Genomic DNA, 26,544 nt, shown 5'->3' on the forward strand with positions numbered 1-26,544 from the left:
CCCGGCCCGCCGCGCGGGTCCGGCCTCCGGAACGCCCGGCCCCCGCGCGGGCCGGGGCTCAGGCAGGCGTCTCGCGGGGCCAGTGGATGAGGGCCGTGTGCAGGGCCTCGACGGCCTTGTCCCAGGACCGCCGCACGTCCCGCGGCGCGTTGAAGCCGCCTCCCGCCTCCAGGACGCAGTAGCCGTGGAAGGTGCTGCGCAGCAGGCGTACGGCGTCGGTGAGGTCCGGCTCCTCGAGGCCGTAGCCGCGCAGCATCCCGTAGGTGAGCTCGGCGGTGCGCCGCAGCACGGGGGAGCCGGCCGCCAGGGCGGGGTCCACCCGGCTCTGGGTGGCCGCGTACCGGCCCGGATGCCGGTGGGCGTACTCCCGGTAGGCGCCGGCGAACGCGGCCAGGGCGTCCTTGCCGGCCCGCCCGGCCACGGCGTCGGCGATCAGGTCGGTCATCTCGCCGCCGGCCAGCAGGGCGAGCCGGGTGCGCAGCTCCTGGAGGTTCCTGACGTGCGAGTACAGGCTCGCGTCCTTCACCCCGAAGCGCCGAGCCAGCGCCGAGAGGCTGACGTTCTCGAACCCCACCTCGTCGGCGAGTTCGGCGGCGGCTGCGACCAGACGGTCGACACTGAGACCGGCCCGGGCCACGGGCACACCTCCTGACCTGGGGACTGCGGGAGGCAGCCTAGCCGCTCCGCCCTCCCCGCCGACGGCCGCTCCGCCCTCCCCGCCGACGGCCGCTTCGCCCTCCCGCCGCGGTCGCTCCGTCCTCTCCGGCGACGGGCAGGCCACAGACGGCCCGGCCGCCCGCGCCCGCCCCCTCCGCCCTCAGCCGTCCAGCAGCTCGCGCACGAAGTCGTTGGTGAACTTCCCGGCCGGGTCCAGCTCGCGCGCGAGCGCGCGGAAGTCCGCCAGCCGCGGATACCGCTCGCGCAGCACCGCGGGCGGCACGGTGAACACCTTGCCCCAGTGGGGGCGCGGGCCGAAGGGGTCCAGCGCCGCCTCCAGCCGCCGTACCACCGGCAGTACGGCCGTCTCGTCCTCGACCCAGGTGAAGTGCAGGGCCACCGTGTCCCGTGCGTAGCCCGGGCCGAGCCACTGCTCGTCGGCGGCGACGGTCCGCACCTCGCAGGTCTGGAGCACCGGGGCGACCGTCCCGGCGATCGCGGCCACGGCGTGCAGCGCCGCGAGGGCGTCCGCGCGCGGCAGCAGGTACTCCGACTGCAGCTCCGCCCCACTGCTCGGGGTGAACTCCGCCCGGAAGTGGGGCAGCCGCTCGTGCCAGGGCCCCGGCTCGCCGAACTGCCGGGTGCAGTTCCCGGCCGGCATGCCCGGCACCGGGTGCAGCGCCACCTTGGCGGGCACCGCCCAGGGGAAGGGGGACAGCGGCTGGTCGGTGCGCCGTTTCAGCCACACCTGGCGGAACCCCGGATCGCGCCAGTCGGTGAACAGGCTGACGCTGTACGCCGCGCCCGCCACCGCCTCGAAGTCCAGTCCGTCCAGCGGCAGTTCGGTAAACAGGTGCTGCTCCACCAGGAAGTCCGGCTCCAGGTCCAGCGTGAGCGCGGTGACGACGCCGAGCGCGCCGAGGGAGGTCACGGCGCCGCCGAAGCGCTCCTCGCCCCGCCGCAGCGTCACCGCGGAGCCGTCCGCCGTGACCAGCTCCACCTCGCGCACGGCCGAGCCGAGCGGCCCGTTGGCCACCCCGGAGCCGTGGGTGCCGGTCGCCACCGACCCGGCCACCGAGATGTGCGGCAGCGAGGCCATGTTGGCGAGGGCCAGCCCGTGCGCGTGCACCCGCCGGGCCAGCTCCGCGTACCGGACCCCGCCGCCGACCCGCACGGTGCGGGCCGCCGTGTCGACGTCCACCTCGGCCGGCAGCGCGTCCAGCGACAGCAGCACGCCGTCCGCGCCCGGATCGGCGATCCGGTTGAAGGAGTGGCCGCTGCCCAGGACGCGCACCCGTGCGCTGTCCGCCACCAGCGCCCGCAGCGCGCCGGGCGAGTCCGGCCGCCGCACCGGCCCGGCGTAGGCGACGTTGCCCGCCCAGTTGGTCACGGTCCCGGTCATGCCGTCGTCCCTCCAAGCCGTCCCACGGCGCTTCCGCGGCCGTCCCACGGCGCATCCGCGCACGTGGGGAACCTACCCGACGATCACCCGGCCGCGGCGGGCGCCGTGCCCCGGGCGGCCGGGGCGGCCTCCCGCGCCGGGGGGACCCGGTACGGCCCGCCGGGAAGCGGGGGCATACCGTGAGGAGTCGTACGCACGAAGCCGGGAGGAGACACGGGATGGGCAGCCGTACCGCGCTGGTCGAGGATCTGATGGGGCGCTTCCCGCACGTGCCGCGGGAAGCGGTCTTCAAGGAGGACCTGCTCCGGGGCGGAGTCGCCTTCGACGCCTCCGCGCTCAGCGACAACGAGCAGGGCGAGGTCAAGCCGAAGTCCTACTTCATCTTCTCCTTCGACCACGGCACGCTCCCCGAGCTGGGCGAGGCCGCGCTGCGCCGGCCGCCGGAGGAGATCATCCTCACCGGCGGGCCGTACGACCTCAGGCGCACCGTCGTCTCCGTACGGGTGAACCCCGCCTCGCCCTACCGGGTCGCCGCCGACGCGGAGGGGCTGCTCGGGCTGTACCTCGACGGGAAGCGGATCGCGGACGTGGGCGTGCCGCCCATGCCGGAGTACTACCGGCACACCCTGTCCAACGGGAAGTCCGTCATGGAGGTGGCCCCCACCATCCAGTGGGGCTATCTGATCTACCTCACCGTCTTCCGGGTCTGCCAGTACTTCGGCGCCAAGGAGGAGTGCCAGTACTGCGACATCAACCACAACTGGCGCCAGCACAAGGCGGCCGGCCGGCCCTACACCGGTGTGAAGGACGTCGAGGAGGTGCTGGAGGCCCTGGAGATCATCGACCGGTACGACACCCAGAAGGCGTCCACCGCCTACACCCTCACCGGCGGCGCCATCACCAAGACCGTCGCCGGGCGCGACGAGGCCGACTTCTACGGCCACTACGCCAAGGCCATCGAGGAGCGCTTCCCGGGCCGCTGGATCGGCAAGGTCGTCGCCCAGGCGCTGCCGAAGGCGGACGTGCAGCGGTTCAAGGACTACGGCGTCCAGATCTACCACCCCAACTACGAGGTGTGGGACCGCCGGCTGTTCGAGCTGTACTGCCCGGGCAAGGAGCGCTACGTCGGCCGCGACGAGTGGCACCGCCGGATCCTGGACTCCGCCGACGTCTTCGGCGCGCGCAACGTGATCCCCAACTTCGTCGCCGGTGTGGAGATGGCCGAGCCGTTCGGCTTCACCACCGTCGACGAGGCGATCGCCTCCACCACCGAGGGCCTGCGCTTCTTCATGTCGCACGGCATCACGCCCCGCTTCACCACCTGGTGCCCGGAGCCCACCACCCCGCTCGGCAAGGCCAACCCGCAGGGGGCCCCGCTGGAGTACCACATCCGGCTCCTGGAGGCCTACCGCGCCACCATGGACGACTTCGGCCTCTCCTCGCCCCCCGGCTACGGCCCGCCCGGCCCCGGCCGCGCGGTCTTCTCGGTCAGCTCCTTCATGGACAGCCTCCCCGCCCGGGAGGACGCCGAGGAGAACACCGGGGAGACGGCCGCGGTGTAGGGGCAGGGGCGCGAGGCGCGCGGCACGAGGCGCGCGGCGCGAGGCGCGACCGGGGCGGCCCCGGCGCACCCCCGCCGCACACCACCGCCTCCTCGCCACCGCCTCCTCGTCCCTTCCAGTGGGACGCCGGGCACCGTGAGAGGGACGCGGGCACCGTGAGAAGAAGGCGGGCCCCGTCCGTACTACGGAGCGGGGTCGTGCGCCGCGGTGCCCGTCATGACATCTGAATACGCGGCTTGTCAGTTGTTCCGTGGCGTGAAAGGCTCGTGCCCTGCCGCGAGGCTCCCCACAACTCCATCTCGAACATGGTGAGTTGATCTCGCCCGTGGATGCAGGAGTCCGATGCCCGAGCTGCCGAGCCCCAAGGACGCCGCCGAGGCCGCGCTGCTGACGGAATGCCAGGAGGCGGTGCTCGCCTTCGCCGGGCTGTGCACCGCCGGGTCCGGCGCCGCCCAGGAGCTGGCCGCGGAGGCGTTCGCGCTCGGCGAGCGCGAGATCCGCGCCGCCGACGCGGGCGCGGCCCGCGGCCGCCGCAGCCCCCGGCTCCCGGCGATCCCGCAGATGCTGACCGCCGTCCGCACCACCGCCGCGTCCTGGGAGACCGACGGCCTCGGGCACCGGCTCGACCCCGGCCTGAGACTGTGGCTCAACTCCGACCAGGCCGGCCGCTACACCGGCCCGCCGCTGCGCCGCCCGCTGGCGCTGCGCGCGCTGCGCGACCTGCCCGAGGCGGACGCGGCGCTGCTGTGGCTGGCCGAGGTGGAGGCGCTGCCGCCGGTCGTCGTGGCCCGCCGCCTCGGCCTGGACCCGGCGGCCGTCTCCGAGGAACTGGACCAGGTGCGGGCGCTGTTCCGGGACCGCTGCCGGCGCGACCACCTGGACACCCCCATGGACCCGGAGTGCCGCAGCTACGCCCGGCTGCTGGACGCCCTGAGCCGCTCCGCGGCCGCCGCCGGCACCCTGGGGGACCTCTCCCGGCACCTGGCCACCTGTGTGCCGTGCTCGGAGGCCGCCGCCTGCCTGCGGCCGTACGACGGCGGCCTGCCCGCGGCCCTCGCCGGCGGGGTGATCGGCTGGGGCGGGCTCGCCTACCTGGAGGGCCGCCGCCGGGCCGCCGAGGCACGGCTCGGCGCCGGCGCCCCGCGGGCGGACGCGGGCGGGGAGCCCGAGCAGGGCGCGGGCCGGGCCCGGATGGTGCGCGGCGGCCTGCTCGCCACCGCGGTGGCGCTGTCCGGCCTGGCGCTGGCGGTGTCGATGATGCCGTTCGGCGGCTCGGCGAGCGAGGCGGCGCGCGACGACGCCGGCCGCCGGCCGGTCGCCGACCCCGGCATCGCCCTGCCCTCCCTCGACCCCACGACGTCCGAACGGGGCTCACGCCCGGCCCCGGCGGCCTCCTCGCCCCGCGCCTCCCGCTCCGCCGGGCCGTCCGCGGGCGCCACCTCCGGCGGCTCCCGCGAGAACCCCGAGCCCGAGCCCCAGGGCACCTCCTCGTCCACCGCCGCCCCGGCCGTGACGCCCGGCCCGCGCACCAGCGCGCCGGCCACCTGCCGGGTCCGCTACACCGTCAACGACCAGTGGTCCGACGGCTTCCAGGCCGCCGTCACCGTCACCACCACCCGCTCGCTGGACGCCTGGCGGCTGGCCTGGTCCTTCCGCGACGGCCAGCGGGTCGTCCAGATGTGGGACGCCACCGCCGCCCAGAGCGGCTCCCGGGTCACCGCGACGGCCGCCGACTACAACAGGTCCGTACCGGCCGGCGGCACCGTCTCCTTCGGCTTCATCGGGTCCCTGGAGAGCCGCAACTCCACGCCGTACGGCTTCACGCTCAACGGCCACGCCTGCGCGACCGCCTGACCGGCGACGGCCGTACGGCGCCGTGAACCCGGGGACCCATGGGCCGGCTGGGGGACCATCCGGCGGTCCGCCCGCCGGGTCCGAAGGTCCCCATCGCCCGGGGGCCGGACGGGCTCGCGGCCTGCACTGTCCGGCACTGCCCGCGCGCGCCGCGCACGGCGAGCATCGACGGTGAGACGCATCCAGGAGAGGACCCGTGATGACCGCGACGGTGACAGCCGGCAGCAGCAACGGCACCGAGACCCACGGCGCCTGGCGGGACTTCGCCGGGACCGGGTGGCGCGAGCGCATCGACGTCCGCGACTTCGTGCAGGCCAACTACACCCCCTACGAGGGCGACGCGAGCTTCCTGGCAGGTCCCACGGACCGCACCACGGCCGTGTGGAGGAAGGTCAGCGCGCTGTTCCCCGAGGAGCGCCGCAAGGGCGTCCTCGACGTCGACACGGCCACGCCCTCGACGATCACCTCGCACGCCCCGGGCTACATCGACCGCGAGCGCGAGCTGATCGTCGGCCTGCAGACCGACGCCCCCCTCAAGCGCGCGATCATGCCCAACGGCGGGCTGCGCATGGTCGAGAACGGCCTGAAGGCGTACGGCTACGAGCCCGACCCGTTCGTCACCAAGGTCTTCGGCACCTACCGCAAGACCCACAACGACGGCGTCTTCGACGCCTACACCCCCGAGATGCGCGCCGCCCGCAAGGCCGGCATCATCACCGGCCTGCCCGACGCCTACGGCCGCGGCCGGATCATCGGCGACTACCGGCGGGTGGCCCTCTACGGCACCGACCGGCTGATCGAGGGGAAGCTGGCCGAGAAGGCGCTGCTGGACGCCCGCCCCTCCACCGAGCACGTGATCCGCGACCGCGAGGAGCTGGCCGAGCAGATCCGCGCCCTGGGCGAGCTGGCCCGTATGGCGGCCTCCTACGGCTGCGACGTCACCCGCCCCGCCGCCACCGCGCACGAGGCGGTGCAGTGGCTCTACCTCGGCTACCTCGCCGCCGTGAAGGAGCAGAACGGCGCCGCGATGTCCCTGGGCCGCACCTCGACCTTCCTGGACGTCTACCTCCAGCGCGACCTGGACGAGGGCACCCTGGACGAGAGCCGCGCCCAGGAGCTGATCGACGACTTCGTGATCAAGCTGCGGATCGTGCGGTTCCTGCGCACGCCCGAGTACGACGCGCTGTTCTCCGGCGACCCGACCTGGGTGACGGAGTCCATCGGCGGCATCGGCCGCGACGGCCGCACGCTGGTCACCCGCACCTCCTTCCGCTTCCTGCAGACGCTCTACAACCTCGGCCCCGCGCCCGAGCCCAACCTGACCGTCCTCTGGTCGCCGGACCTGCCCGCCGGGTTCAAGGAGTTCTGCGCCCAGGTCTCCATCGACACCAGCGCCGTCCAGTACGAGTCCGACGACCTGATGCGCCCGCGCACCGGCGACGACACCGCGATCGCCTGCTGCGTGTCGGCCATGGCGGTCGGCCGGCAGATGCAGTTCTTCGGCGCCCGCGTCAACCTGGCCAAGGCGCTGCTGTACGCGATCAACGGCGGCCGCGACGAGCTGACCGGCGAGCAGGTCGCCCCGCCCACGCCCCCGCTGACCGGGGAGTACCTGGACTTCGAGGAGCTGTCGGCGGCCTACGACCGGGTGCTCGACTGGCTCGCCGGGACGTACGTCGACGCCCTCAACGTCATTCACTACATGCACGACAAGTACGCCTACGAGCGCCTGGAGATGGCCCTGCACGACCACCCCGTGCACCGCTTCATGGCCTGCGGCATCGCCGGCCTGTCGGTGGCCGCCGACAGCCTGTCCGCCGTCAGGCACGCCCGGGTGAAGGTGATCCGCGACGACACGGGCCTGGCCGTGGACTACGTCGTCGAGGGCGACTACCCGGCCTACGGCAACAACGACGACCGCGCCGACCGGCTGGCCGCCGGCCTGGTCGAGTCGTTCATGGCGAAGGTGCGCCGGCACCCCACCTACCGGGACGCCGAGCACACCCAGTCGGTGCTGACCATCACGTCCAACGTGGTGTACGGCAAGCACACCGGCAACACCCCCGACGGCCGCCGCGCCGGAACGCCCTTCGCCCCCGGGGCCAACCCGATGAACGGGCGCGACCGGCACGGGGTGGCCGCCTCGGCGCTGTCGGTGGCGAAGCTGCCGTACGAGCAGGCCCGCGACGGGATCTCGCTGACCACCACGATCACCCCCGAGGGCCTGGGGCACGTCCCCGCGGACCGGGCGGGCAACCTGGTCGGCATCCTCGACGCCTACATGGCGGCCGGCGGCTTCCACATGAACGTCAACGTGCTGAACCGGGAGGTGCTTCAGGACGCCATGGAGCACCCGGAGAAGTACCCGGAGCTGACCATCCGGGTCTCCGGCTACGCCGTCAACTTCGTGCGGCTGACCCGTGAGCAGCAGCTCGACGTCATCAGCCGCACCTTCCACGGAGCGCTGTGAGCGCCGTGCCCCGCGCCCTGACCGCCGCCGTGCGCGGGAACCCCGTGCGTGAGGACGAGACCGTGAGCGACGAGACCCCGCACGGCCCGGTCACCGGCCGGATCCACTCCTGGGACCTGTCCACCGGCGTGGACGGCCCGGGGACCCGGTTCGTGCTCTTCGTCAGCGGGTGCCCGCTGCGCTGCCTGTACTGCGCCAACCCCGACACCTGGCACATGCGGGACGGGCGGCGGGCCACCGTCGACGAGGTGATGGACGAGATCGGCAAGTACCGCCCGTTCGTCACCACGGCCGGGGGAGGGGTCACCGTCACCGGCGGCGAGCCCCTGCTCCAGCCGGCCTTCACCGGCGCGGTGCTGCGCCGGTGCAAGGAGGCCGGCCTGCACACCGCGCTGGACACCTCCGGGTTCCTCGGCGCCCGCGCGACGGACGGGCTGCTGGCCGACACCGACCTGGTGCTGCTGGACATCAAGTCCTTCGACGTCGCCACCTACCGGAGGCTGACCGGCGGCGAGCTGACGCCCACCCTCAACTTCGCCACCCGCCTGGCGCGGCTGGGCAAGCGCGTGTGGATCCGCTACGTGCTGGTCCCCGGCTGGACCGACGACGAGCGGGCGGTGGACGGGCTGGCCCGCTTCGTGGCCGGGCTGGACGGCGTCGAACGGGTGGACGTCCTGCCGTTCCACAAGCTCGGCGCCGCCAAGTACGAGGCCCTGGGCATCCCCTTCCCGCTGAAGGACAACCCGGTCCCGGACGCCGCCCTCGTCGAACGGGTGCGCGGCCAGTTCCGGGCGCGGGGCCTCGCGGCCCAGTGACGGCGGCGGTCCGGTGACGCCGGCGGGCGGCGGGCCCGCGGGCGGTGACGCCTCCGGGTACCGGCCCCGCGGTCCGGGGTCCGGGGTCCGCCGGAAGCGTCCCGGGCGGTCCGGGGGTAGTCCCGGGCGGTCCGGGGGCGTCCAGGGGGTGCCCCGGGCGGTCCCGTGCCGTCCCGGCGGGCCGGTGACGCCCGCGGACCGGCGGGTCCGCGGCCGTCGGCGGGCGCCCGGCGGGGTGGCCGGTCACCGGCGTGACCCGAACGGCTCTGTCGGGTACCCGGGCGGCCACTGGAGGGTGGGTGGTGTGCCGCCGGCACGCGCACGCACCCGCCCGCCAACCGCCCGTCGACCCCGGAAGGACCCCCGATGCCCGCCGAATCCCCGCAGGCGCCCGCCGGGCTCACGGACGAGGAGGTCGCGACGCTGGACGCCCACTGGCGCGCCGCGAACTACCTCTCCGTCGGCCAGATCTACCTGATGGCCAACCCCCTGCTGACCGAGCCGCTGCGGCCGGAACACGTCAAGCCGCGCCTGCTCGGCCACTGGGGCACCTCACCCGGTCTGAACCTGGTCCACACCCACCTCAACCGCGTCATCAAGGCCCGCGACCTCGACGCCCTGTGCATCTGGGGCCCCGGTCACGGCGGGCCGGCGGTCCTCGCCAACTCCTGGCTGGAGGGCTCCTACACCGAGACCTACCCGGACATCACCCGCGACGCCCACGGCATGGGCCGGCTGTTCAAGCAGTTCTCCTTCCCCGGCGGGGTGCCGAGCCATGTGGCCCCCGAGACGCCGGGCTCCATCCACGAGGGCGGCGAACTCGGCTACGCCCTCTCGCACGCCTACGGCGCCGCGCTCGACAACCCCGGGCTGGTCGTGGCCTGCGTGATCGGCGACGGCGAGGCGGAGACCGGCCCGCTGGCCGCGTCCTGGCACTCCAACAAGTTCCTCGACCCGGTCGACGACGGGGCCGTCCTGCCCATCCTCCACCTCAACGGCTACAAGATCGCCAACCCGACCGTGCTGGCCCGGCTCCCCGAGGCGGAACTCGACGACCTCCTCAGGGGCTACGGGCACGACCCGGTCCACGTCACCGGCGACGAGCCGGCCGCCGTGCACCGGGCCATGGCCGCCGCCATGGACACCGCGCTCGACCGCATCGCCGCCCTCCAGCGCGCCGCCCGCGAGAAGGGCGTCACCGACCGGCCGCGCTGGCCGGTGATCGTGCTGCGCACCCCGAAGGGCTGGACCGGCCCGGCCGAGGTCGACGGCCTGCCCGTGGAGGGCACCTGGCGCGCCCACCAGGTCCCGCTCGCCGCCGTCCGGGACAACCCCGAGCACCTGCGGCAGCTGGAGCGGTGGCTGCGCTCGTACCGCCCCGAGGAACTGTTCGACGAGCACGGCGCCCCCCGCCCCGATGTCCTGGCCTGTGTCCCCGACGGCGACCGCCGGCTGGGCGCCACCCCCCGCGCCAACGGCGGGCTGCTGCTGCGCGCACTGCCCCTGCCCCCGCTGGAGAAGTACGCCGTCGAGGTCGACAAGCCCGGCGCCACCCTGCACGAACCCACCCGGGTGCTGGGCGAGTTGCTGCGGGACGTGATGGCGGCCACCGCCGAACGCCGCGACTTCCGCCTGGTCGGCCCGGACGAGACCGCCTCCAACCGCCTCCAGGCCGTCTACGGCGCCAGCGGCAAGGCCTGGCAGGCGGAAACGCTCGACGTGGACGAGGACCTCGACCGGCACGGCCGGGTGATGGAGATCCTGTCCGAACACACCTGCCAGGGCTGGCTGGAGGGCTACCTCCTCACCGGCCGGCACGGGCTGTTCTCCTGCTACGAGGCGTTCGTGCACATCGTCGACTCGATGGTCAACCAGCACATCAAGTGGCTGCGCACCACCCGCAGGCTCCCCTGGCGCGCCCCCATCGCCTCCCTCAACTACCTGCTCACCTCGCACGTGTGGCGCCAGGACCACAACGGCTTCTCGCACCAGGACCCCGGCTTCGTCGACCACATCCTCAACAAGAGCCCGGAGGCGGTCCGGGTGTACTTCCCGCCGGACGCCAACACCCTGCTGTCCGTGGCCGACCACGCGCTGCGCAGCCGGGACTACGTCAACGTCGTCGTGGCCGGCAAGCAGCCCTGCTTCGACTGGCTGTCCATGGAGCAGGCGCGGGTGCACTGCGCGCGCGGCGCCGGCATCTGGGAGTGGGCCGGCACCGAGGACGGCTCCCGCGAACCGGACGTGGTGCTCGCCTGCGCGGGCGACGTGCCCACCCAGGAGGTGCTGGCCGCGGCGCAGCTGCTGCGCCGTCACCTGCCCGAACTGACGGTGCGGGTGGTGAACGTGGTCGACATCGCCCGGCTGATGCCCAGCGGGGAACACCCGCACGGCATGACCGACTTCGAGTACGACGGCCTGTTCACCGCCGACAAGCCGGTCGTCTTCGCCTACCACGGCTACCCGTGGCTGATCCACCGCCTGGCCTACCGCCGCCACGGGCACCCGAACACGCATGTGCGCGGCTACAAGGAGATCGGCACCACCACCACGCCCTTCGACATGGTGCTCAGCAACGACCTCGACCGCTACCGCCTGGTCATGGACGTCATCGACCGGGTGCCGGGCCTGGCGGTGCGCGCCGCGGCCGTACGGCAGCGCATGGAGGACACGCGGCTGCGCCATCACACCTGGATCCGCGAGCACGGCGTGGACCTGCCCGAGGTCGCCGACTGGACCTGGGACGGCTGACGCGCCGTCAAGCAGACGCCTTCACACGGAGATCGGCGGCCACACGGCTGAACGGGTACTTGAAACAGGGACGTTCGGCCCCGGCGGCCGGGCCGCGCAGCCCCTGCGCACCCGGCCGCCCCGGCGGGACATTGGTAGCGCACCGAGAACGAGCCAACACCCCGAGATCCCTGGAAGGGATGGACATCATGGCCGTGCACGACCACTCCCACCGGCACGTCGGCTTCCACCTGGCGTTCCCGCGCCGGACCGGATCGGCATCCGGCTCGGCCACCGCGGCCTCGGAGACGACCGTGACCACCGCGTTCGCCGCCCGCGCCCTGGCCGCGCTCCGGGTCCTGCTGGGCTTCGTCTTCCTGTGGGCCTTCCTCGACAAGACGTTCGGCCTCGGCTACGCGACCCCCTCCGCCAAGGCCTGGACCGAGGGCGGCTCGCCGACCAAGGGCTTCCTCAGCTCGGTCTCCGCCGGGCCCCTGGAGTCCACCTTCCACGCGTGGGCCGGCGACGCCTGGGCCGACTGGCTGTTCATGCTCGGTCTGCTCGGCATCGGCGTCGCGCTGATCGCGGGCATCGGCCTGCGGCTCGCGGCGGTGGCCGGCACCGTGATGATGGCCCTGATGTGGATGGCCGAATGGCCACCGGCCCGGCACCTGTCCGACGGCTCGCCGAGCATGTCGACGAACCCGTTCGCCGACTACCACCTGCTCTACGCCGTCGCCCTGATCGCCCTCGCGGCAGCCGGCGCCGGCGCCACCTGGGGACTGGGCCGGCTGTGGGCCCGCCTCCCCTTCGTCGCCCGGAACCGCTGGCTCCGCTGACGGCACCACGGCCCGGTACCGGGGCCCCACCGCCACCGCGGTGGGGCCCCGGGCCGTCGTGCGCGCGGGGACACGGGCCGTCGTGCGCGCGGGGACACGGGCCGTCGTGCGCGCGGGGACACGGCCGCCGGCGCCGCCGTCGTCACCGCGCGGGCCGGGCCTCGCCCTGGGCCGCCCGCAGATCGGCCAGCAGCTCCGCCTGGCCGGCCAGCACCCCGGACAGGATCTCCCGCGCCACCCGCAGCAGCTCCGCCACGTGCGGGTCGGTGAGCGAGTAGTAGACGGTCGAGCCCTCCTTGCGGGTGACGACCAGGCTGGCCCGGCGCAACACGGCCAGCTGCTGGGACAGCGCCGCCGGTTCGATGCCCACCTCGGGCAGCATCTCGGCGACCGCGTGCTCGCGCTCGCTCAGCAGCTCCAGGACGCGGATGCGCGCCGGATGGCCGAGCGTCTTGAAGAACTCGGCCTTCAGTTGGTACAGCGGCGTGGTCACCATCGTTCGTCCCGGGTCCGCCGGCTCTTCCGGCTCTGCTGTGCGTCGCGGCAGTCAGTAACAACATCAAGAATTGCGCGGATGTGCAATTCACTGGGCGGGGGGCGATGCGGGCAGCGCGGGCAGCACCGGCCGCTCCGCGGGAGCGGGCCCCGTGGGTTCGGCCGGGTCGAGCACGCCGGCCGGGTCGAGCACGCCGGCCGTCTCCAGGAGCCGGTGGGCGGCGCGTATCGCCTCGGGCGTGTCCGCGTACTCCCGGCCCCGGCGGCGCAGGACGTCCAGGGCGCCCACGGAGTCGAGGACCTGGCGCTGCCCGTCGCGGATGCCGGAGGCCAGCACGACGATGCCGCGCCGGTTGAGCTTCTCCACGGCGTCCTTGAACACCAGGGCGCCCGTGGCGTCCATGGTGGAGACCCGGGACATGCGCAGGATCACCACCCGCACGTCGGCCACCTCGCTCAGCTCCAGCAGGAAGCGGTGCGCGGCGGCGAAGAAGAGCGGCCCGTCGATGCGGTAGGCGACGATGTGCTCGGCGAGCAGGGCGTGCTCCTCATCGCTGTGGTCGCCCCGGTCCAGCGGCACCTGGTCGAGGCGGGCCTGCCGGGCCACCGCGCGCAGGGCGAGGGCGCCGGCCACGACCAGCCCGATGACCACGGCCTGGACCAGGTCCAGGGCGAGGGTGGCCAGGGCGGTCAGCGCGAGGGTGGCCGCGTCGGAGCGGGTGGCCCGCGCCATGGCCCGCAGCGAGCCCACCTCGACCATGCGCACCGCCGTGGCCAGCAGCACCCCGGCCAGCGCGGCCAGCGGGATCCGGGACACCAGCGGCGCGGCGGCGAAGACGATCACCGCGAGGACGGCGGCGTGCGTGAGGGAGGCGAGCCGTGAGCCGGCGCCGGTGCGCACGTTGACGGCGGTCCGGGCGATGGCGCCGGTGGCGGGAACCCCGCCGAACAGCGGGGCGGCGACGTTGGCCAGCCCCTGCCCGAACAGCTCCCGGTCCGGGTCGTGCCGCCGGCCCACCGTCATGCCGTCGGCGACCGAGGCCGACAGCAGGGACTCCAGCGCGGCGAGCGCGGCCACGGCCACCGCGGGGGCGAGCAGCGAGCCCAGCGCGCCGGGGTGGAGGAAGCCGAGCGAGGGCGCGGGCAGCCCGGAGGGCAGGTCGCCGATGGGCCGTACGCCGTCCACGCCCGCCAGCTGGACCACCACGGTGGCCGCGATCACGGCCACGATGGAGAACGGGACGGCCGGCCGCCACCGCGCCCCGGCCAGCATGACCGCCGCGACCGCGAGGGCGCAGGCCGCCGCCGGCCAGTTCGGGTGCCGCACGAAGGCCTCCACCGCCCGCCAGGCGACCACGAGCACCCGGTCGCCGTCCGGCTTCGCCACCCCGAGCGCGTTCGGGACCTGCTGCAGCGCGATCACGCAGGCGATGCCGAGGGTGAAGCCCTCCACCACGGGAGCGGGGACGTACCGCATGTACTTCCCGGCCCGCAGCACGGCCAGGGCGACCAGCATCACCCCCGCCATCAGCCCGACGGTGAGCACCCCGCCCGGCCCGTAGCGGGCGACGATCGGGACCAGCACCACCGTCATGGCGCCCGTGGGCCCGGACACCTGGAGCTCGGAGCCGCCGAACAGGGCGGCGAGCGCGCCCGCGACCACCGCGGTCGCCAGGCCCGCCTCCGCGCCGAGCCCGGAGGACACGCCGAAGCCCAGGGCGAGCGGCAGCGCGACGATCGCCACGGTCAGACCGGCGAGCAGATCCCGGCGCGGGGCACGGCGCATCTCGGCCAGGTCGGCCCGTGAGGGCAGCAGGGAAACGATCCGGGATCGACCCCGGCTGAGTAGGGACGTCATCGGGCGGCGACCTCGGCTTCCTCTTTCCGCCGGCACGAACCGTCCTAGCATGTATTCAGTTGCAGAACTTTGCAATTCCGAAGGTATGCAGGACGGCGGTACGCTGAGTGCGCCGTCCGGTTCCGTCCCGGGCGCGCCGGTCCGTCCCGGGCGCGCCGGCCGAGGAACAGGGCCGACCGGCCCTGGCCTCGGACCCCGGTTTCAGGGAACACTTCACCCGGACACGAAACACTTCACGAGGAGTCATCGATGGCGGACCGTGAGCAGGCCGGCCCCGACACCCCCATCCGGGTCTTCCTTCTCGACGACCACGAGGTGGTCCGGCGCGGGGTGCACGACCTGCTGAACGACGAACCGGACATCGAGGTGGTCGGCGAGGCCGCCACCGCCGAGCAGGCGCTGGTGCGCGTTCCCGCCCTGCGCCCGGACGTCGCCGTGCTCGACGTGCGGCTGCCGGACGGCGACGGCGTCAGCGTCTGCCGCGAACTGCGCTCCCGCATCCCGGACCTGGCCTGCCTGATGCTGACCTCGTTCGACGACGAGGAGGCGCTGCTGGACTCGATCATGGCCGGCGCCTCGGGCTACGTGCTCAAGCAGATCCAGGGCTCCGACCTCGTCTCCGCCGTGCGCACCGTGGCCCGCGGCCAGTCCCTGCTCGACCCCAGCGCCACCACCAAGCTCATGGCCCGGCTGCGCGGCGGCCAGCAGCAGGAGGAGGAGCCGGACGGGCTGCCCGGCCTGACCGACCGGGAGCGGGAGATCCTCGCCCTGATCGGCGAGGGCCTGACCAACCGGCAGATCGGCCAGCGGCTCTACCTGGCCGAGAAGACGGTCAAGAACCACATCTCCCGCCTGCTCGCCAAGCTCGGGGTCGAGCGGCGCATCCAGGCCGCCGTCATCGCCACCCAGGCCAGGGACCGCCTGCGCAACGACACCCACTGACCCGCCGGAGTCCCCCGGCCCGCCCCCCGCACCCCTCTCGACCAGGCCCGAGGGGGCACTGCCGTGCCGTCCCGCGTCCGCAACGGCTACTGTTGCGGACGAGCGGGACGGCTTTCGCCACGTCGGGGGGCTTGGAGGGTCACAGGTGGGAAGCTTCGAGGAGTCGGGGGACAACGCACGGGTGCGGCTGCCGCAGCTGCGCCTGGACGAGCTGCTGGAGCAGCTCCAGGCCCGCCTGGACGCCGCGCGGGGCACCCGGGACCGGGTGCACAGCCTGCTGGAGGCGGTGCTCACCGTCGGCCGCGAACTGGACCTCGAGCAGGTCCTGCACAGCATCGTGGACACCGCGGCCACCCTCGTCGACGCCGAGTACGCCGCGCTCGGCGTCATCGGCCCGGACGGCAAGCGCCTGTCGGCGTTCCACACCGTCGGTATCGACGAGGACGAGATCACCCGCATCGGCCACTACCCCGAGGGCCACGGCATCCTCGGGGAGCTGATCCGGCACCCGGAGCCGCTGCGCCTGTCGAAGCTGTCGGAGCACCCCGCGTCGTACGGCTTCCCGCCCAACCACCCGCCGATGAACTCCTTCCTCGGCGTGCCCATCCGGGTCCGCGACCAGGTGTTCGGCAACCTCTACCTCACGGAGAAGCGGGGCGGGGCGCAGTTCGACGAGGAGGACGAGTCCGTCCTGTCGACGCTCGCGGTCGCGGCGGGCGTGGCCATCGACAACGCCCGCCTCTACGAGGAGTCCCGGCTGCGTGAGCGCTGGCTGCGGGCCAACGCGGAGATCACCCACAGCCTGATGTCCGGCTCCGACCAGGCCGAGGTCCTCAAGCTGATCGCCGAACGCGCCCGCGAGATCACCGGCGCCGCCCTCGCGGCGATGTCCACGCCGGTGCGGAACACCGACACGCTCACCGTGGAACTGGCCATCGGCACCCAGGCCGACGCCCACCGCGGGCTGGTCCTGCCCGTGCGGGGCACGCTCACCGGGGAGGCGTTCGCCGGCGGGACGACCGTGTGCAGCACGGACGTCTCCCGCGACGAGCGGGTCACGGCCGGCCCGCCGCGGTTCGCCGGCCTCGGCCCCGCGGTCGCCGTGCCGATCGGCACGGGCGAGCACATCCGCGGCGTGGTGCTGCTGGCCCGGGAGACGGGCGACGCCGACTTCACCGACAAGGAACTCGAACCGCTGCGGGGTTTCGCGGCTCAGGCGGCGGTGGCGATGGAGCTGGCGGAGCGGCGGCAGGACGCGGAGCAGATCGTGCTGCTGGAGGACCGGGACCGGATCGCGCGGGACCTGCACGATCTGGCGATCCAGCGGTTGTTCGCGACGGGGATGACGTTGCAGAGCGCGGGTCGTCTGATCGAGCATCCGGGGGCCAAGGAGCGGGTGCTGCGGGCGGTGGACGACCTGGACGAGACCATCAAGATCATCCGTTCGACGATCTTCGGTCTGCGTGCGCGGGACGACGGTGAGGCGCCGGGGCTGCGGGCGCGTGCGGTGCGGGTGGCGGGTGAGGCGACGCAGGTGCTGGGGTTCGCGCCGAGTGTGCGGATGGAGGGGCTGCTGGACACGCATGTGTCCAAGGAGACCGCCGAGCACGTGGTGGCAGTGCTGTCGGAGTCGCTGACGAATGTGGCCCGGCACGCGCAGGCGGATCATGTGGAGGTGGCGCTGGAGACGGACGGGCGGCAGGTGCGGCTGACGGTGACGGACAACGGTGTGGGGATCCCGGCCGAGGGGCGGCGCAGCGGGCTGGCGAACATGGCCGAGCGGGCCCGCAAGCTCGGCGGTGACCTGGAGTGGAGCACGCCCGAGGGCGGGGGAACCCGCCTCGTGTGGCACGCACCGGTGGGCGACTCGCGGGACTGACCCGGCACCGGCCCGGGCCCCGCCCCGGGAGCGGTCCCGAGCCCCGCCCCGGACGGGTGCCGTACGTCCCGCGGGCCGGGACCACTCGCCCGTTGGTGGTGCGGCGCGCCCCGGGCGATGCTGGAGTGCGGACCCCGAGGGCGGAGTCCGAAGGGAGGGCACGCCATGCGCGCTCAGCTAGGCGACCGGCTGGTCGTCGAATCCCCGGTCACCGGCACCACCCGGCGCGACGGCGAGATCGTCGGCCTCCACCACGACGACGGCACACCGCCGTACGACGTGCGCTGGTCGGACTCCGGGGAGGTCACCCTGGTCTTCCCCGGCCCCGACGCCCATGTGCGCCACCTGGCGCACGACGAGCCCCCCGCCGGCGGTGGCGGGGCGCGGCCGGACACGGGCGACGGCGCCGCACGCGAGGCCCGTCCCGGGGACTTCGGGCGGCGCCTGGCGGCGGCCCGCCGACGGCGGGGGCTCAGCGTGCGGGAGACGGCCGCGCGGGCCCGGATGTCACCGCAGTACCTCACCTATCTCGAGCAGCGCCCGTCGGAGCCGAGCATGGGGGCCGTCCTGCGGCTGGCCGACGCACTCGGCACCACGGTCGTCGCGCTGCGCGGCGGCGACCAGGACGCGCCGCCCGGCCAGGGCCACGCGCTGCTCCACCCCCGGCTCGACGACCTGTCACCGCGGGAGTGCCGGGCCCTGCTGTCCACGCACGGCGTGGGGCGCATCGCGCTCACCACCCCCGACGGCCCGGCCGTCCTCCCGCTCAACTACGACGTCGTGGACGACGCGCTGGTCCTGCGCACCGCGCCCGGCACGGTCCCCGCCTCCGCGGTGGGCACGGAGGTCGCCTTCGAGGTCGACCACCTCGACGAGACCATGAGCCAGGGCTGGAGCGTGCTCGCGGTCGGCCGCGCCGAGGCCGTCACGGACCCCGGCGAGGTGGACCGGCTCGCCGGGCGCGTGCGCTCCGAGCCCTGGGCCGGCGGCGCCCGCACCCTGTGGCTGCGCATCCGCCCGGACCGCCTGACCGGCCGCCGCATCACCCCGGCCGACCGCTGAGCCGCGCCCGCGCCGGGCCGGCCGCGGGGTGCCGCTACGGGCGGGCGCGGGGGGAGGGGCGCTGGGTGCCTCGCCGTGTCCGGGTGCGGGGGATGGGGTCTTTTGGCTGCCCGCCGTGTCCGGGTGCGGGGGATGGGGTCTTTTGGCTGCCCCGCCGTGTCCGGGTGCGGGGATGGCGTCTTGGGTGCCCCGCCGTGTCCGGGCGGGTGCGAGACGGATCGTGGCCGACGGGACCTTGGCGTCCCGTCACGTCCGGGCGTGCGCGGGAAGGGACCTTGGGCGCGCCGCCGTGGACTGTTCGGCCCGGGACGGCGGCGGGCCGGCGGAGTGGACTGGAAGGTGCCCGAAGCGGTCCGGCCCGGGAGGGAGCCACCGGCGATGAACATCGAGACCCGCTGCGGTCGCAGCATCAACGTCACCCGGTTCGCGCCGCACGGGCTGCCCGCCTCCATGCGACGCGTCGTCCTGGAGGCCTCCTGCACACCCCGGGACAAGGGCGAGCTGTGGGCGTCCATGACCCCGGAGGAGGCCAGGAGCCTCGCCGCCCTGCTGCTGTACCAGGCGGCGGCGGTGGAGCCCGCGCCGGACCGCCCGCCCGGCCGCGTCGAGGTGGTGCCCGTGGCGGGCGACGCCTACGAGATCCGGGTCCGCGGCCACGTCCTGACGGCCGACCAGCCGTGCGCCGAGGGCGGCAAGGACACCGCGCCCACCCCCGTGGAGCTGTTCGTCGCCTCGGTGGCCGCCTGCGCCGCCCACTACGCGGGACGGTTCCTCGACCGGCACGGCGTCCGCCGCGACGGGCTGCGCGTCGGCGCGGGCTTCCGGATGGCCGGCGACCGCCCGGCGCGCGTGGCCGAGCTGTCCCTGACGGTCCAGGCGCCGGCCCTGCCGCCGGACCGGCTGCCCGCCCTGCGGGCCGTGGTCTCCCACTGCACGGTGAGCAACACCCTCGCGCAGCCCCCCGGGATCCGGCTCGAGGCCGTGTGCGGCGCCCGGGAGGCGGAGCCGGCGGTGCCGGCCCCGGAGGGGAGCGCGTCATGAGCGCGTACGCGACCGTCGCGGCCGCCCGCCCGCCGGGGACGGATGAGACCGGTGGGCTCGGTGGGCCCGCCGGGGCCGCCTGGTCCCCCGGCAAGGGGTGAGGGACACCGTCGGACCGCTGCCCGCCGGAGCCCGCCGACGCCGGTGGGCACCGGACGGGTGCGCGCCGGCCCGGTGCGCTCGGGCCGTACGTGCGCGTCGGCCCAGTGCGCGCGGATCCGACGGTGCACGCCGGCCCGTTGCGCGTGGGCCCGACGGTGGGCGCGGGTTCGACGGTGCACGCCGGCCCGTTGCGCGTGGGCCCGTCGGTGGGCGCGGGTTCGACGGTGCACGCGGATCCGACGGTGGGCGCGGGTCCGACGGCCGCGCGGGGCCCGGTGCGCGCCGGCCCGGTGCGCTCGGGCCGTACGTGCGCGTCGGCCCAGTGCGCGCGGATCCGACGGTGCACGCCGGCCCGTTGCGCGTGGGCCCGACGGTGGGCGCGGGTTCGACGGTGCACGCGGATCCGACGGTGGGCGCGGGTCCGACGGGCCGCGCGGGGCCCGGTGCGCGCCGGCTCACAACGTGCACCGGGCCGGTGCGAACCGGGTCGGTGCGCGCGGGCCCGGCGGGGCGGGTTCAGCGGCGCCGGTCGTGCTCCTGACGGACCACCACCACCGGGCAGGCCGCGTGCTGGGCGCAGCGCTGGCTGACCGAGCCCAGCATCGCGCGGGCGAACCCGCCGCGGCCCCGGCTGCCCACCACGACGACCTCGGCGCCCTCGGAGGCACGGATCAGCACTTCCGAGGGGTCGCCCTCGACGAGGTGTTCCACCAGCTCGGCCGGGTGCTCCTCGCCGAACACCGCGCGCAGCTCCTCGGCGAAGCGCTCCCGGGCCTGCTCCAGGTCGAACTCGGGGTCGATCGCCGGACCGGTCCAGCCGACGTCCGACGGCGTGTCCCAGGCGTGGATCGCCTCCACGACCCCGCCGATCAGCCGGGCGTAGTCCGCGGCCCAGCGCAGCGCCGCGTACGACGACGGCGAACCGTCCACACCCACGACCACCCGGCGTCGCGGTTCCGAGGGTTGCATGGCCACCTCACTCAGCAGTCGCTGTCCTACGTCCACGCTGCCCGGCCCGGCGGCACCGCGCCAGCCGGAGCGCACCGACCGGAGCGGGCGCGCCCTCACAGCTTCAGGGTGAACCAGGTGGTCTTGCCCTCGTCGGTCGGCCGCACCCCCCAGCTGTCGGCGAGCGCCCGGACCAGGAACAGGCCGCGTCCCGACTCCTCGTCCTCGGCCGCGTTGCGGGGCTGGGGCAGGTGCGGGCTGCGGTCGCCGACCTCGACGGTGAGGTCGGTGGCGGTGCGGCACAGCCGCAGCGCGATCGGGCCCTCGGCGTGCTGGACCGCGTTGGTGAGGGTCTCGGAGAGCAGCAGCAGCGCGTCGTCGGCCGGGGCGGCGCAGTCCCAGGAGGCGAGCGCCCGGCCGAGGAAGGCCCGGCCCTGGGGGACCGCGCACGGCGCGGCGGGCAACTGGGTGGTGAGCGCCGCGAGCGGCGGCGCGGGGAGCTGGGCCAGCAGCAGGGTGACGTCGTCGTTGTGGCTCTCGGCGTCCGGCAGCAGCGAGCCGAGCACGTGGTCGGCCGCCGCCTCCAGGCCCATCGCGCCGGTGAACAGCACGTCGAGCGCGCCGGTGAGCTGGTCGAGCCGGTACTCGATGTCGCTGCCGGGCGTCTCGATCAGGCCGTCGGTGTAGAGCACGAGGGTGGCGCCGGGCGGGATGTCCGCGCACGACTGCTCGTACAGGATGTTCCCCACCCCGAGCGGGGCGTTGACCGGCGCGGGCAGCGGCCGTACGCCGTCCCGCGGGGTGGCCACCAGGGTGGGCAGATGGCCGGCCGAGCACACGGTGACGGTCCCGGCGTCCGGGGCGACCACCAGATAGCAGCAGGTGACCAGCTGGTCGGGCACGTCCAGGTCGGCGACCACCGTGTCCAGGGCCTGCATCAGCTGGCGCGGCTGCATGCCGGTCTTCGCCAGCGCGTGCGCGGCCGAGCGCAGCTGCCCCATGACGGCGGCGGCCTCCAGCCCGCGGCCCATCACGTCCCCGATGAGCACCCCGACCCGCCCGGCGCCCAGCGGGATGAGGTCGAACCAGTCGCCGCCGACGCCGGCGCCCTGGGTGGCGGGCCGGTAGCGGCTGGCGGTGGCCAGCCCGGGCAGTGCGGGCGGGGTTCCCATCAGACTGCGCTGCAGCGTGAGGGCGATGTGGCGCTGCTGCTCCAGCAGCGCGGTGAGCTCGGCCTCGGCGCGCTTGCGGTCGCTGATGTCCCGCACGATGGCGCACGCGCCGACCACCCGGCCGCGGGTGTCCCGGGTCGGCCACAGGGTGACGTCGACGTCGAGGAGCCCGCCGTCCTTGCGCACCCGCAGCGTCTCGAAGTGCTCGACCTTCTGGCCGTGCCGCAGCCGCTGGAGCAGGATGCTGATCTCCTCGCCCAGGTCGGCGGGCGCGATCAGGGACACGTGCCGGCCGATGGCCTCCTCGGCGGTGTAGCCGTACAGGCGGCCCGCGGCGGCGTTCCAGTAGGTGATGTACCCGTCGAGCGTCTTGGCCAGGATCGCGTCCTGGGAGGACTCCACGAGCGCGGCGAGTTCGTTGATACGGGCCTCGGCGGCCTTGCGGTCGCTGACGTCGCGGACGGCCGCGGACACCAGCAGGCCGTCGGTGGTCTCCAGCGGGCTGAGGCTGATCTCGACGGGGAACTCGGTCCCGTTGCGGCGGCGTCCGTGCAGTTCGAGACCGGCTCCCATGGGGCGCACCTGCCGGTTGGCGGCGTACCCGTCGCGGTGGCGGGTGTGGTTGCCGCGGAAGCGGTGCGGTACGAGGATCTCCACCGGGCGGCCGAGGAGTTCCTCGCGCCGGTAGCCGAACAGGGCCTCCGTCTGGGCGTTGACCAGCCGGATGGTGCCGGTGTCGTCGACGATCACCATGGCGTCCGGGGCCGCCTCCAGCAGACCGCGGAACCGCTCCTCGGCGGCCGCCGGTCCGGGCTCGCCCGGCGGGGCGCCGCAGCGGCACTCCTGGACCGCCCGGGGCGCATCCGGCCGCGTCGGTTCGTCAACGTGTGCGCTCATGTCCGTGCCGTCCGCCTAGGAAGCCGATGCGGCATCTCAGCGCATCCGGGCACAGTCCACGTGCACATGTCGCCTACTGTCCGCGGGCTGCCCGACCCTGGCCCCTTCACCACGACAACTGACCGTCCCCGACTGCCCGGACGCGACCGACCGTGCGCCGGCGGGGCGGTGTCCCCGGCCGGACGGGGTGGAGGGGCCCGGACGAACGGGGCAGACGGGCCGGAATGAACCAGGCAAGCGGGACGAACGGGGGGCAGGCGGGGCGGACTGGCCGGGACGGGGGCGGCCCGCCTTGTTCCGGGTGCCGGGTGCCGGTCAGCGGGGTCCGGTCAGGACCTCCGGGACCGTGCGGCGGGGCGAGGCGGCGCCCTCGGGGCCGTAGCCGAGGCGGAGGACCATCTGGGCGTGGCCGCGCAGGCCGTCGGACGGCGGTCCGACGCGGGCGCGCAGGTCGGGCCACTCCATGGCCTGGTGCAGCAGCGAGGCCCGTACGCCGTGCGCCGTGGCGACCAGCAGCACCCGCTCCAGCGCCTGGCCCGCGCGCAGCCAGTCCGTGCGGCGGTCGTGCGCGGTGGACAGCACCGCGATCACCGGGCGCGGCTCGTAGGGGCGGGCGGGCAGTACGGCGGGGTGCCGGTGGGCGCCGAAGTCCCGCATCGGGATCCGGTCGCGGAAGTCCTGCGGGCCCACGGCCGCCGCCGGCACGCCGAGGCCCGGCGGCACCGGTCCCGCCCCCGGGCCGCGCAGCCAGTGGCGGCTCTCGGCGGCTCGGTCGGCGTCGGCGGTGTTGCGCCGCTCCGCCTCCCGGGTCACCCGCAGTACCCGGGCGGCCTCCTCCGGTGCGGGCAGCGTCAGGACGGCGCCCTCGGTCCGGGCGGACTCGGTGAGTTCGGTGAGCAGCTGCGCGGGCAGCGGCCGGGACGAGAACGGGGACCGGCTGCTGTGCCGGCGCCACAGGGCGTCGTAGAGGCCGGGCGCGGGGTCGCCGTGGACCGGGCCGGCCAGCCGCACGGTGGCGAGCAGGGTGGGCCGGTCGGGGCGCGGGAGCAGCCGGGTGACCGGCTCCCGGCCGAAGCGGGCGGCGGCCACGCGCAGATTGAGCAGCGCACAGCCCACGGAGACGTGCAGCGCGCGGCCGGTCGGGTCGGCGTGGCGCAGGCCGCGCTCGGCGGCGGCGTGGATCTCCAGCGTCTCGCTCTCCGGTCGCGGTCGGAAGCGCCAGGGCTGGGTGTTGTGGATGGAGGGCGCGGCCGCGGCGGAGGCGACCAGCCTCTCCAGCGTCGACACGTCCAGGCTCATGACGGTGCTCATGGGAACCCTCCCACCGCGGTCCGACGACCCGCACGACCAGCGGGCGACCACCCCAGTCTGACCCGCCCCCACAGCCCACCCCAGGGGCCGGACGGCCCCGACCGGCCCCCGTACGGCCCCCTGATGGGCTCACCCGCCCCGCCCGGCCCCGCCGGTCCCGGCCGCCCTTCCGCTGGGTCCGGGCCGCCCCCGCGCCGACACCGCCCCGCCGGGCGGGCGGTGGGCTGGGCGAGCGGCACCGCACGGCCCGGCGCGCTGTCCCGCGAGCCCGGCGGGGCTCCCGCCCCGGGCCCGCCCCCGTCCCCCGTACGGCGCACCCCGGTTCGCGGACCGGATCCGCCCCTCCGCCGCCCCCGCGGCGAGTCCGCCGGCCGCCAACGGCCCGCCCGGCTCGCGCCCCTGACGCGCTGCCCCGGCGCCGGCCCGGTGTCCATGGGGTCGGTCGGGCCCCGGAGGGGACCTGCGGCCCATGCCCGTGGCGGCCCTGCGCCGGGATGCTCGTAATGGAAGCACCCGTCGCAGGAGGAGGAGACCATGTCCCGCACCGTCACCGTGGGTCTCGACGGATCGCCCGAAAGCCGGGCCGCCGCGGAGTGGGCCGCGCGGGAGGCCAAGCTGATGGGCCTGCCGGTCAAGCTCGTCCATGTGTGGGAGCCGGTGCCGGAGCCCGTCGCGCAGGCGCCGCTGATCGGCGGGGAGACGCACCAGCACTGGGTGGAGCGGGTGCCGCGGGAGGCCGCCGAGGGGCTGCGGCTGCGCCACCCGGGCGTCGAGGTCGTCACCGAGCAACTGCCCGGCCACGCCGCCGAGGTGCTCCGCAAGGTCGCCGCCGAGGCGGAACTGCTGGTGCTGGGCTCGCGCCCGCTGAGCGGGCTGGGCGGCTTCATGGTCGGCTCCGTCGCCATGCACGTCGTCGCGCACGCCGAGCGTCCCGTCGTCCTCGTCCACGCCGGCGAACAGGCCGCGGACGAACACGAGATGGACCTCTCGGGTATCCCGTCGACCGCGGCCCCCTACCGTCCCGTCCTGCTCGGCCTGGACACCGCCGCCCCCGACGACGACCTGACCGAGTTCGCCTTCGAGGCGGCCGAGCGCCGCGGCACCTCGCTGCGCGTCCTGCACGCCTGGTACCCGCCGCCCTACTACGGCTACGCGATGCCCGCCGACGCGGAACTCCACGTGTCGCCGGCGACCACCGAGGCCGCCGCCCTGACCGACGCGCTGCGCCCGTGGCGGCAGAAGTACCCGGACGTGGAGGTCGTCGAGGAGTCCCGCTGCGGCAGCCCCGCCGACCTGCTGGTCCGCGCCTCGCGCGAGGCGTCCCTGGTCGTCGTGGGCCGCCGGGTGCGCCGCAACCCGTTCGGCGCCCACATCGGTCACGTCACCCACGCCGTCCTGCACCACGGCGCCGTCCCCGTCGCCGTCGTCGCCCACGGCTGACCCTCCCGCAGCCCCCCACACCCGTCCTAGGAGCAGACATCATGAAGGCAGCGGTCGTACGGAGCTTCGGCGAGCCCCTCGTCGTCGAGGAACGCCCCGACCCGGAGCCCGGCCCCGGCCAGGTCCGGATCCGCGTCGAGGCCTCCGGGCTGTGCCACACCGACATCCACGCCGCCCACGGCGACTGGCCCGTCAGGCCGAACCCGCCGTTCGTACCCGGCCACGAGGGCGTCGGCCTGGTCGAGAAGCTCGGCGAGGGCGTCACCCACCTGGCGGTCGGGCAGCGGGTGGCGGTGCCGTGGCTGGGCCGGGCCTGCGGGCGGTGCGAGCACTGCCTGTCCGGCTGGGAGACGCTGTGCGAGCAGCAGGTCAACACCGGGTACGGCTGCGACGGCGGCTACGCCGAGAAGATGCTGGCCTGGGCCGACTTCGCCCAGCCGGTGCCCGACGGCGTCACCCCCTTCGACGCCGCCCCGCTGACCTGCGCGGGCGTCACCACGTACAAGGCGCTCAAGGTCGCCGGCGTCCGGCCGGCCCAGCTCGTCGCGGTCTCCGGGGTGGGCGGACTCGGGCACCTGGCGGTGCAGTACGCGAAGATCGCCGGCGCCCGGGTCGCGGCCATCGACGTCACCGACGACAAGCTCCGCCTCGCCACCGAACTCGGCGCGGACATCGTCGTCGACGCCCGCACCCAGGACGTCGGCGAGGAGCTCCAACGGCACGGCGGCGCCCACGCCGCGATCGCCCTCGCGGTGAACGACGCCGCCTTCGAGGCGGTCAACTCCGGGCTGCGGCGCGGCGGGAAGCTCGTCATGGTCGCCCTGCCCGCGCACGGCACGGTCCGCCTCCCGATCTTCGACACCGTGCTCAACGGCACCTCGGTGATCGGCTCCATCGTCGGCACCCGGCAGGACCTCGCGGAGGTCTTCGAACTGCACGCGGCCGGCCGGACCCGGGTCATCCACGAGACCCGCCCGCTGGAGGCCGTCAACGAGGCCATCGACGAGGTGCTGCGCGGCGCGGTCAAGGCGCGCATCGTGTTCGACCTCGGCCAGGGCGGGTGACCGC

19 protein-coding genes are annotated in these 26,544 nt (G+C 75.0%); 12 read left to right on the top strand and 7 right to left on the bottom strand.

Annotated elements, in window-relative coordinates; translation table 11 throughout:
- Positions 1-58 precede the first annotated feature (58 nt).
- On the bottom strand, positions 59-637 hold the full coding sequence (locus ACI2LW_RS07720) for a TetR/AcrR family transcriptional regulator (protein WP_404730256.1): 579 nt from the start codon (positions 635-637) through the stop codon (positions 59-61).
- Positions 638-817: 180 nt separating this feature from the next.
- The gene (locus ACI2LW_RS07725) at positions 818-2,059 is read right to left on the bottom strand and encodes an FAD-binding protein (RefSeq protein WP_404730257.1); all 1,242 of its coding nucleotides are present in this window, start codon (positions 2,057-2,059) and stop codon (positions 818-820) included.
- A 218-nt stretch (positions 2,060-2,277) separates the two neighbouring features.
- Between ACI2LW_RS07725 and ACI2LW_RS07730 the strand changes: the two genes are divergently transcribed.
- The 6 genes from ACI2LW_RS07730 (at position 2,278) to ACI2LW_RS07755 (ending at position 12,329) form a co-directional block, all read left to right on the top strand.
- Complete coding sequence (locus ACI2LW_RS07730) at positions 2,278-3,621, top strand: radical SAM protein (protein ID WP_404730258.1); 1,344 nt, start codon at positions 2,278-2,280, stop codon at positions 3,619-3,621.
- 342 nt (positions 3,622-3,963) lie between these two features.
- Positions 3,964-5,475: a cellulose binding domain-containing protein gene (locus tag ACI2LW_RS07735; protein ID WP_404730259.1), complete on the top strand. Its 1,512-nt coding sequence runs from the start codon at positions 3,964-3,966 to the stop codon at positions 5,473-5,475.
- 199 nt (positions 5,476-5,674) lie between these two features.
- Positions 5,675-7,945 carry a formate C-acetyltransferase gene (pflB, locus tag ACI2LW_RS07740; RefSeq protein ID WP_404730260.1) on the top strand — a complete coding sequence of 757 codons (2,271 nt, stop codon included), beginning with the start codon at positions 5,675-5,677 and terminating at the stop codon, positions 7,943-7,945.
- 44 nt (positions 7,946-7,989) lie between these two features.
- Positions 7,990-8,760: a pyruvate formate-lyase-activating protein gene (pflA, locus tag ACI2LW_RS07745; protein ID WP_404730406.1), complete on the top strand. Its 771-nt coding sequence runs from the start codon at positions 7,990-7,992 to the stop codon at positions 8,758-8,760.
- A gap of 366 nt (positions 8,761-9,126) precedes the next feature.
- Positions 9,127-11,511 (top strand): phosphoketolase, encoded by a 2,385-nt coding sequence (locus tag ACI2LW_RS07750; protein WP_404730261.1) that lies wholly within the window; start codon positions 9,127-9,129, stop codon positions 11,509-11,511.
- Between the two features lie 188 nt (positions 11,512-11,699).
- Positions 11,700-12,329 carry a hypothetical protein gene (locus tag ACI2LW_RS07755; RefSeq protein ID WP_404730262.1) on the top strand — a complete coding sequence of 210 codons (630 nt, stop codon included), beginning with the start codon at positions 11,700-11,702 and terminating at the stop codon, positions 12,327-12,329.
- A 142-nt stretch (positions 12,330-12,471) separates the two neighbouring features.
- Here the strand turns inward: ACI2LW_RS07755 and ACI2LW_RS07760 are convergent, their stop codons facing one another.
- Positions 12,472-12,822: an ArsR/SmtB family transcription factor gene (locus tag ACI2LW_RS07760; protein ID WP_404730407.1), complete on the bottom strand. Its 351-nt coding sequence runs from the start codon at positions 12,820-12,822 to the stop codon at positions 12,472-12,474.
- A 90-nt stretch (positions 12,823-12,912) separates the two neighbouring features.
- Positions 12,913-14,682 (bottom strand): SulP family inorganic anion transporter, encoded by a 1,770-nt coding sequence (locus ACI2LW_RS07765; RefSeq protein ID WP_404730263.1) that lies wholly within the window; start codon positions 14,680-14,682, stop codon positions 12,913-12,915.
- A gap of 249 nt (positions 14,683-14,931) precedes the next feature.
- On the opposite strand from ACI2LW_RS07765, the gene ACI2LW_RS07770 reads away from it, so the two are divergent.
- From ACI2LW_RS07770 to ACI2LW_RS07785, 4 genes are all read left to right on the top strand, one after another.
- Positions 14,932-15,624, top strand: a complete 693-nt coding sequence (locus ACI2LW_RS07770) for a response regulator (RefSeq protein ID WP_404730264.1) — start codon at positions 14,932-14,934, stop codon at positions 15,622-15,624.
- 145 nt (positions 15,625-15,769) lie between these two features.
- Positions 15,770-17,503, top strand: coding sequence for a GAF domain-containing protein (locus tag ACI2LW_RS07775; RefSeq protein WP_404730265.1), 1,734 nt, complete (start codon positions 15,770-15,772; stop codon positions 17,501-17,503).
- A 165-nt stretch (positions 17,504-17,668) separates the two neighbouring features.
- Positions 17,669-18,565 carry a pyridoxamine 5'-phosphate oxidase family protein gene (locus ACI2LW_RS07780; protein ID WP_404730266.1) on the top strand — a complete coding sequence of 299 codons (897 nt, stop codon included), beginning with the start codon at positions 17,669-17,671 and terminating at the stop codon, positions 18,563-18,565.
- Between the two features lie 378 nt (positions 18,566-18,943).
- A complete protein-coding gene (locus ACI2LW_RS07785; protein ID WP_404730267.1) occupies positions 18,944-19,606 on the top strand; it encodes an OsmC family protein in 663 nt (220 codons plus the stop codon).
- Positions 19,607-20,224: 618 nt separating this feature from the next.
- Here ACI2LW_RS07785 and ACI2LW_RS07790 read toward each other — a convergent pair.
- The 3 genes from ACI2LW_RS07790 to ACI2LW_RS07800 form a co-directional block, all read right to left on the bottom strand.
- Complete coding sequence (locus ACI2LW_RS07790; protein WP_404730268.1) at positions 20,225-20,677, bottom strand: universal stress protein; 453 nt, start codon at positions 20,675-20,677, stop codon at positions 20,225-20,227.
- Positions 20,678-20,772: 95 nt separating this feature from the next.
- Positions 20,773-22,725 (bottom strand): PAS domain S-box protein, encoded by a 1,953-nt coding sequence (locus ACI2LW_RS07795; RefSeq protein WP_404730269.1) that lies wholly within the window; start codon positions 22,723-22,725, stop codon positions 20,773-20,775.
- A gap of 315 nt (positions 22,726-23,040) precedes the next feature.
- Positions 23,041-24,036, bottom strand: a complete 996-nt coding sequence (locus ACI2LW_RS07800; protein WP_404730270.1) for an Acg family FMN-binding oxidoreductase — start codon at positions 24,034-24,036, stop codon at positions 23,041-23,043.
- Between the two features lie 534 nt (positions 24,037-24,570).
- Between ACI2LW_RS07800 and ACI2LW_RS07805 the strand changes: the two genes are divergently transcribed.
- Positions 24,571-25,476, top strand: coding sequence for a universal stress protein (locus ACI2LW_RS07805; protein ID WP_404730271.1), 906 nt, complete (start codon positions 24,571-24,573; stop codon positions 25,474-25,476).
- A gap of 41 nt (positions 25,477-25,517) precedes the next feature.
- A complete protein-coding gene (adhP, locus tag ACI2LW_RS07810; protein ID WP_404730272.1) occupies positions 25,518-26,540 on the top strand; it encodes an alcohol dehydrogenase AdhP in 1,023 nt (340 codons plus the stop codon).
- Positions 26,541-26,544: the final 4 nt, after the last annotated feature.

It is taken from the genome of Streptomyces sp. NPDC004065, from assembly GCF_044903565.1.
Taxonomy (GTDB): Bacteria; Actinomycetota; Actinomycetes; order Streptomycetales; family Streptomycetaceae; genus Streptomyces.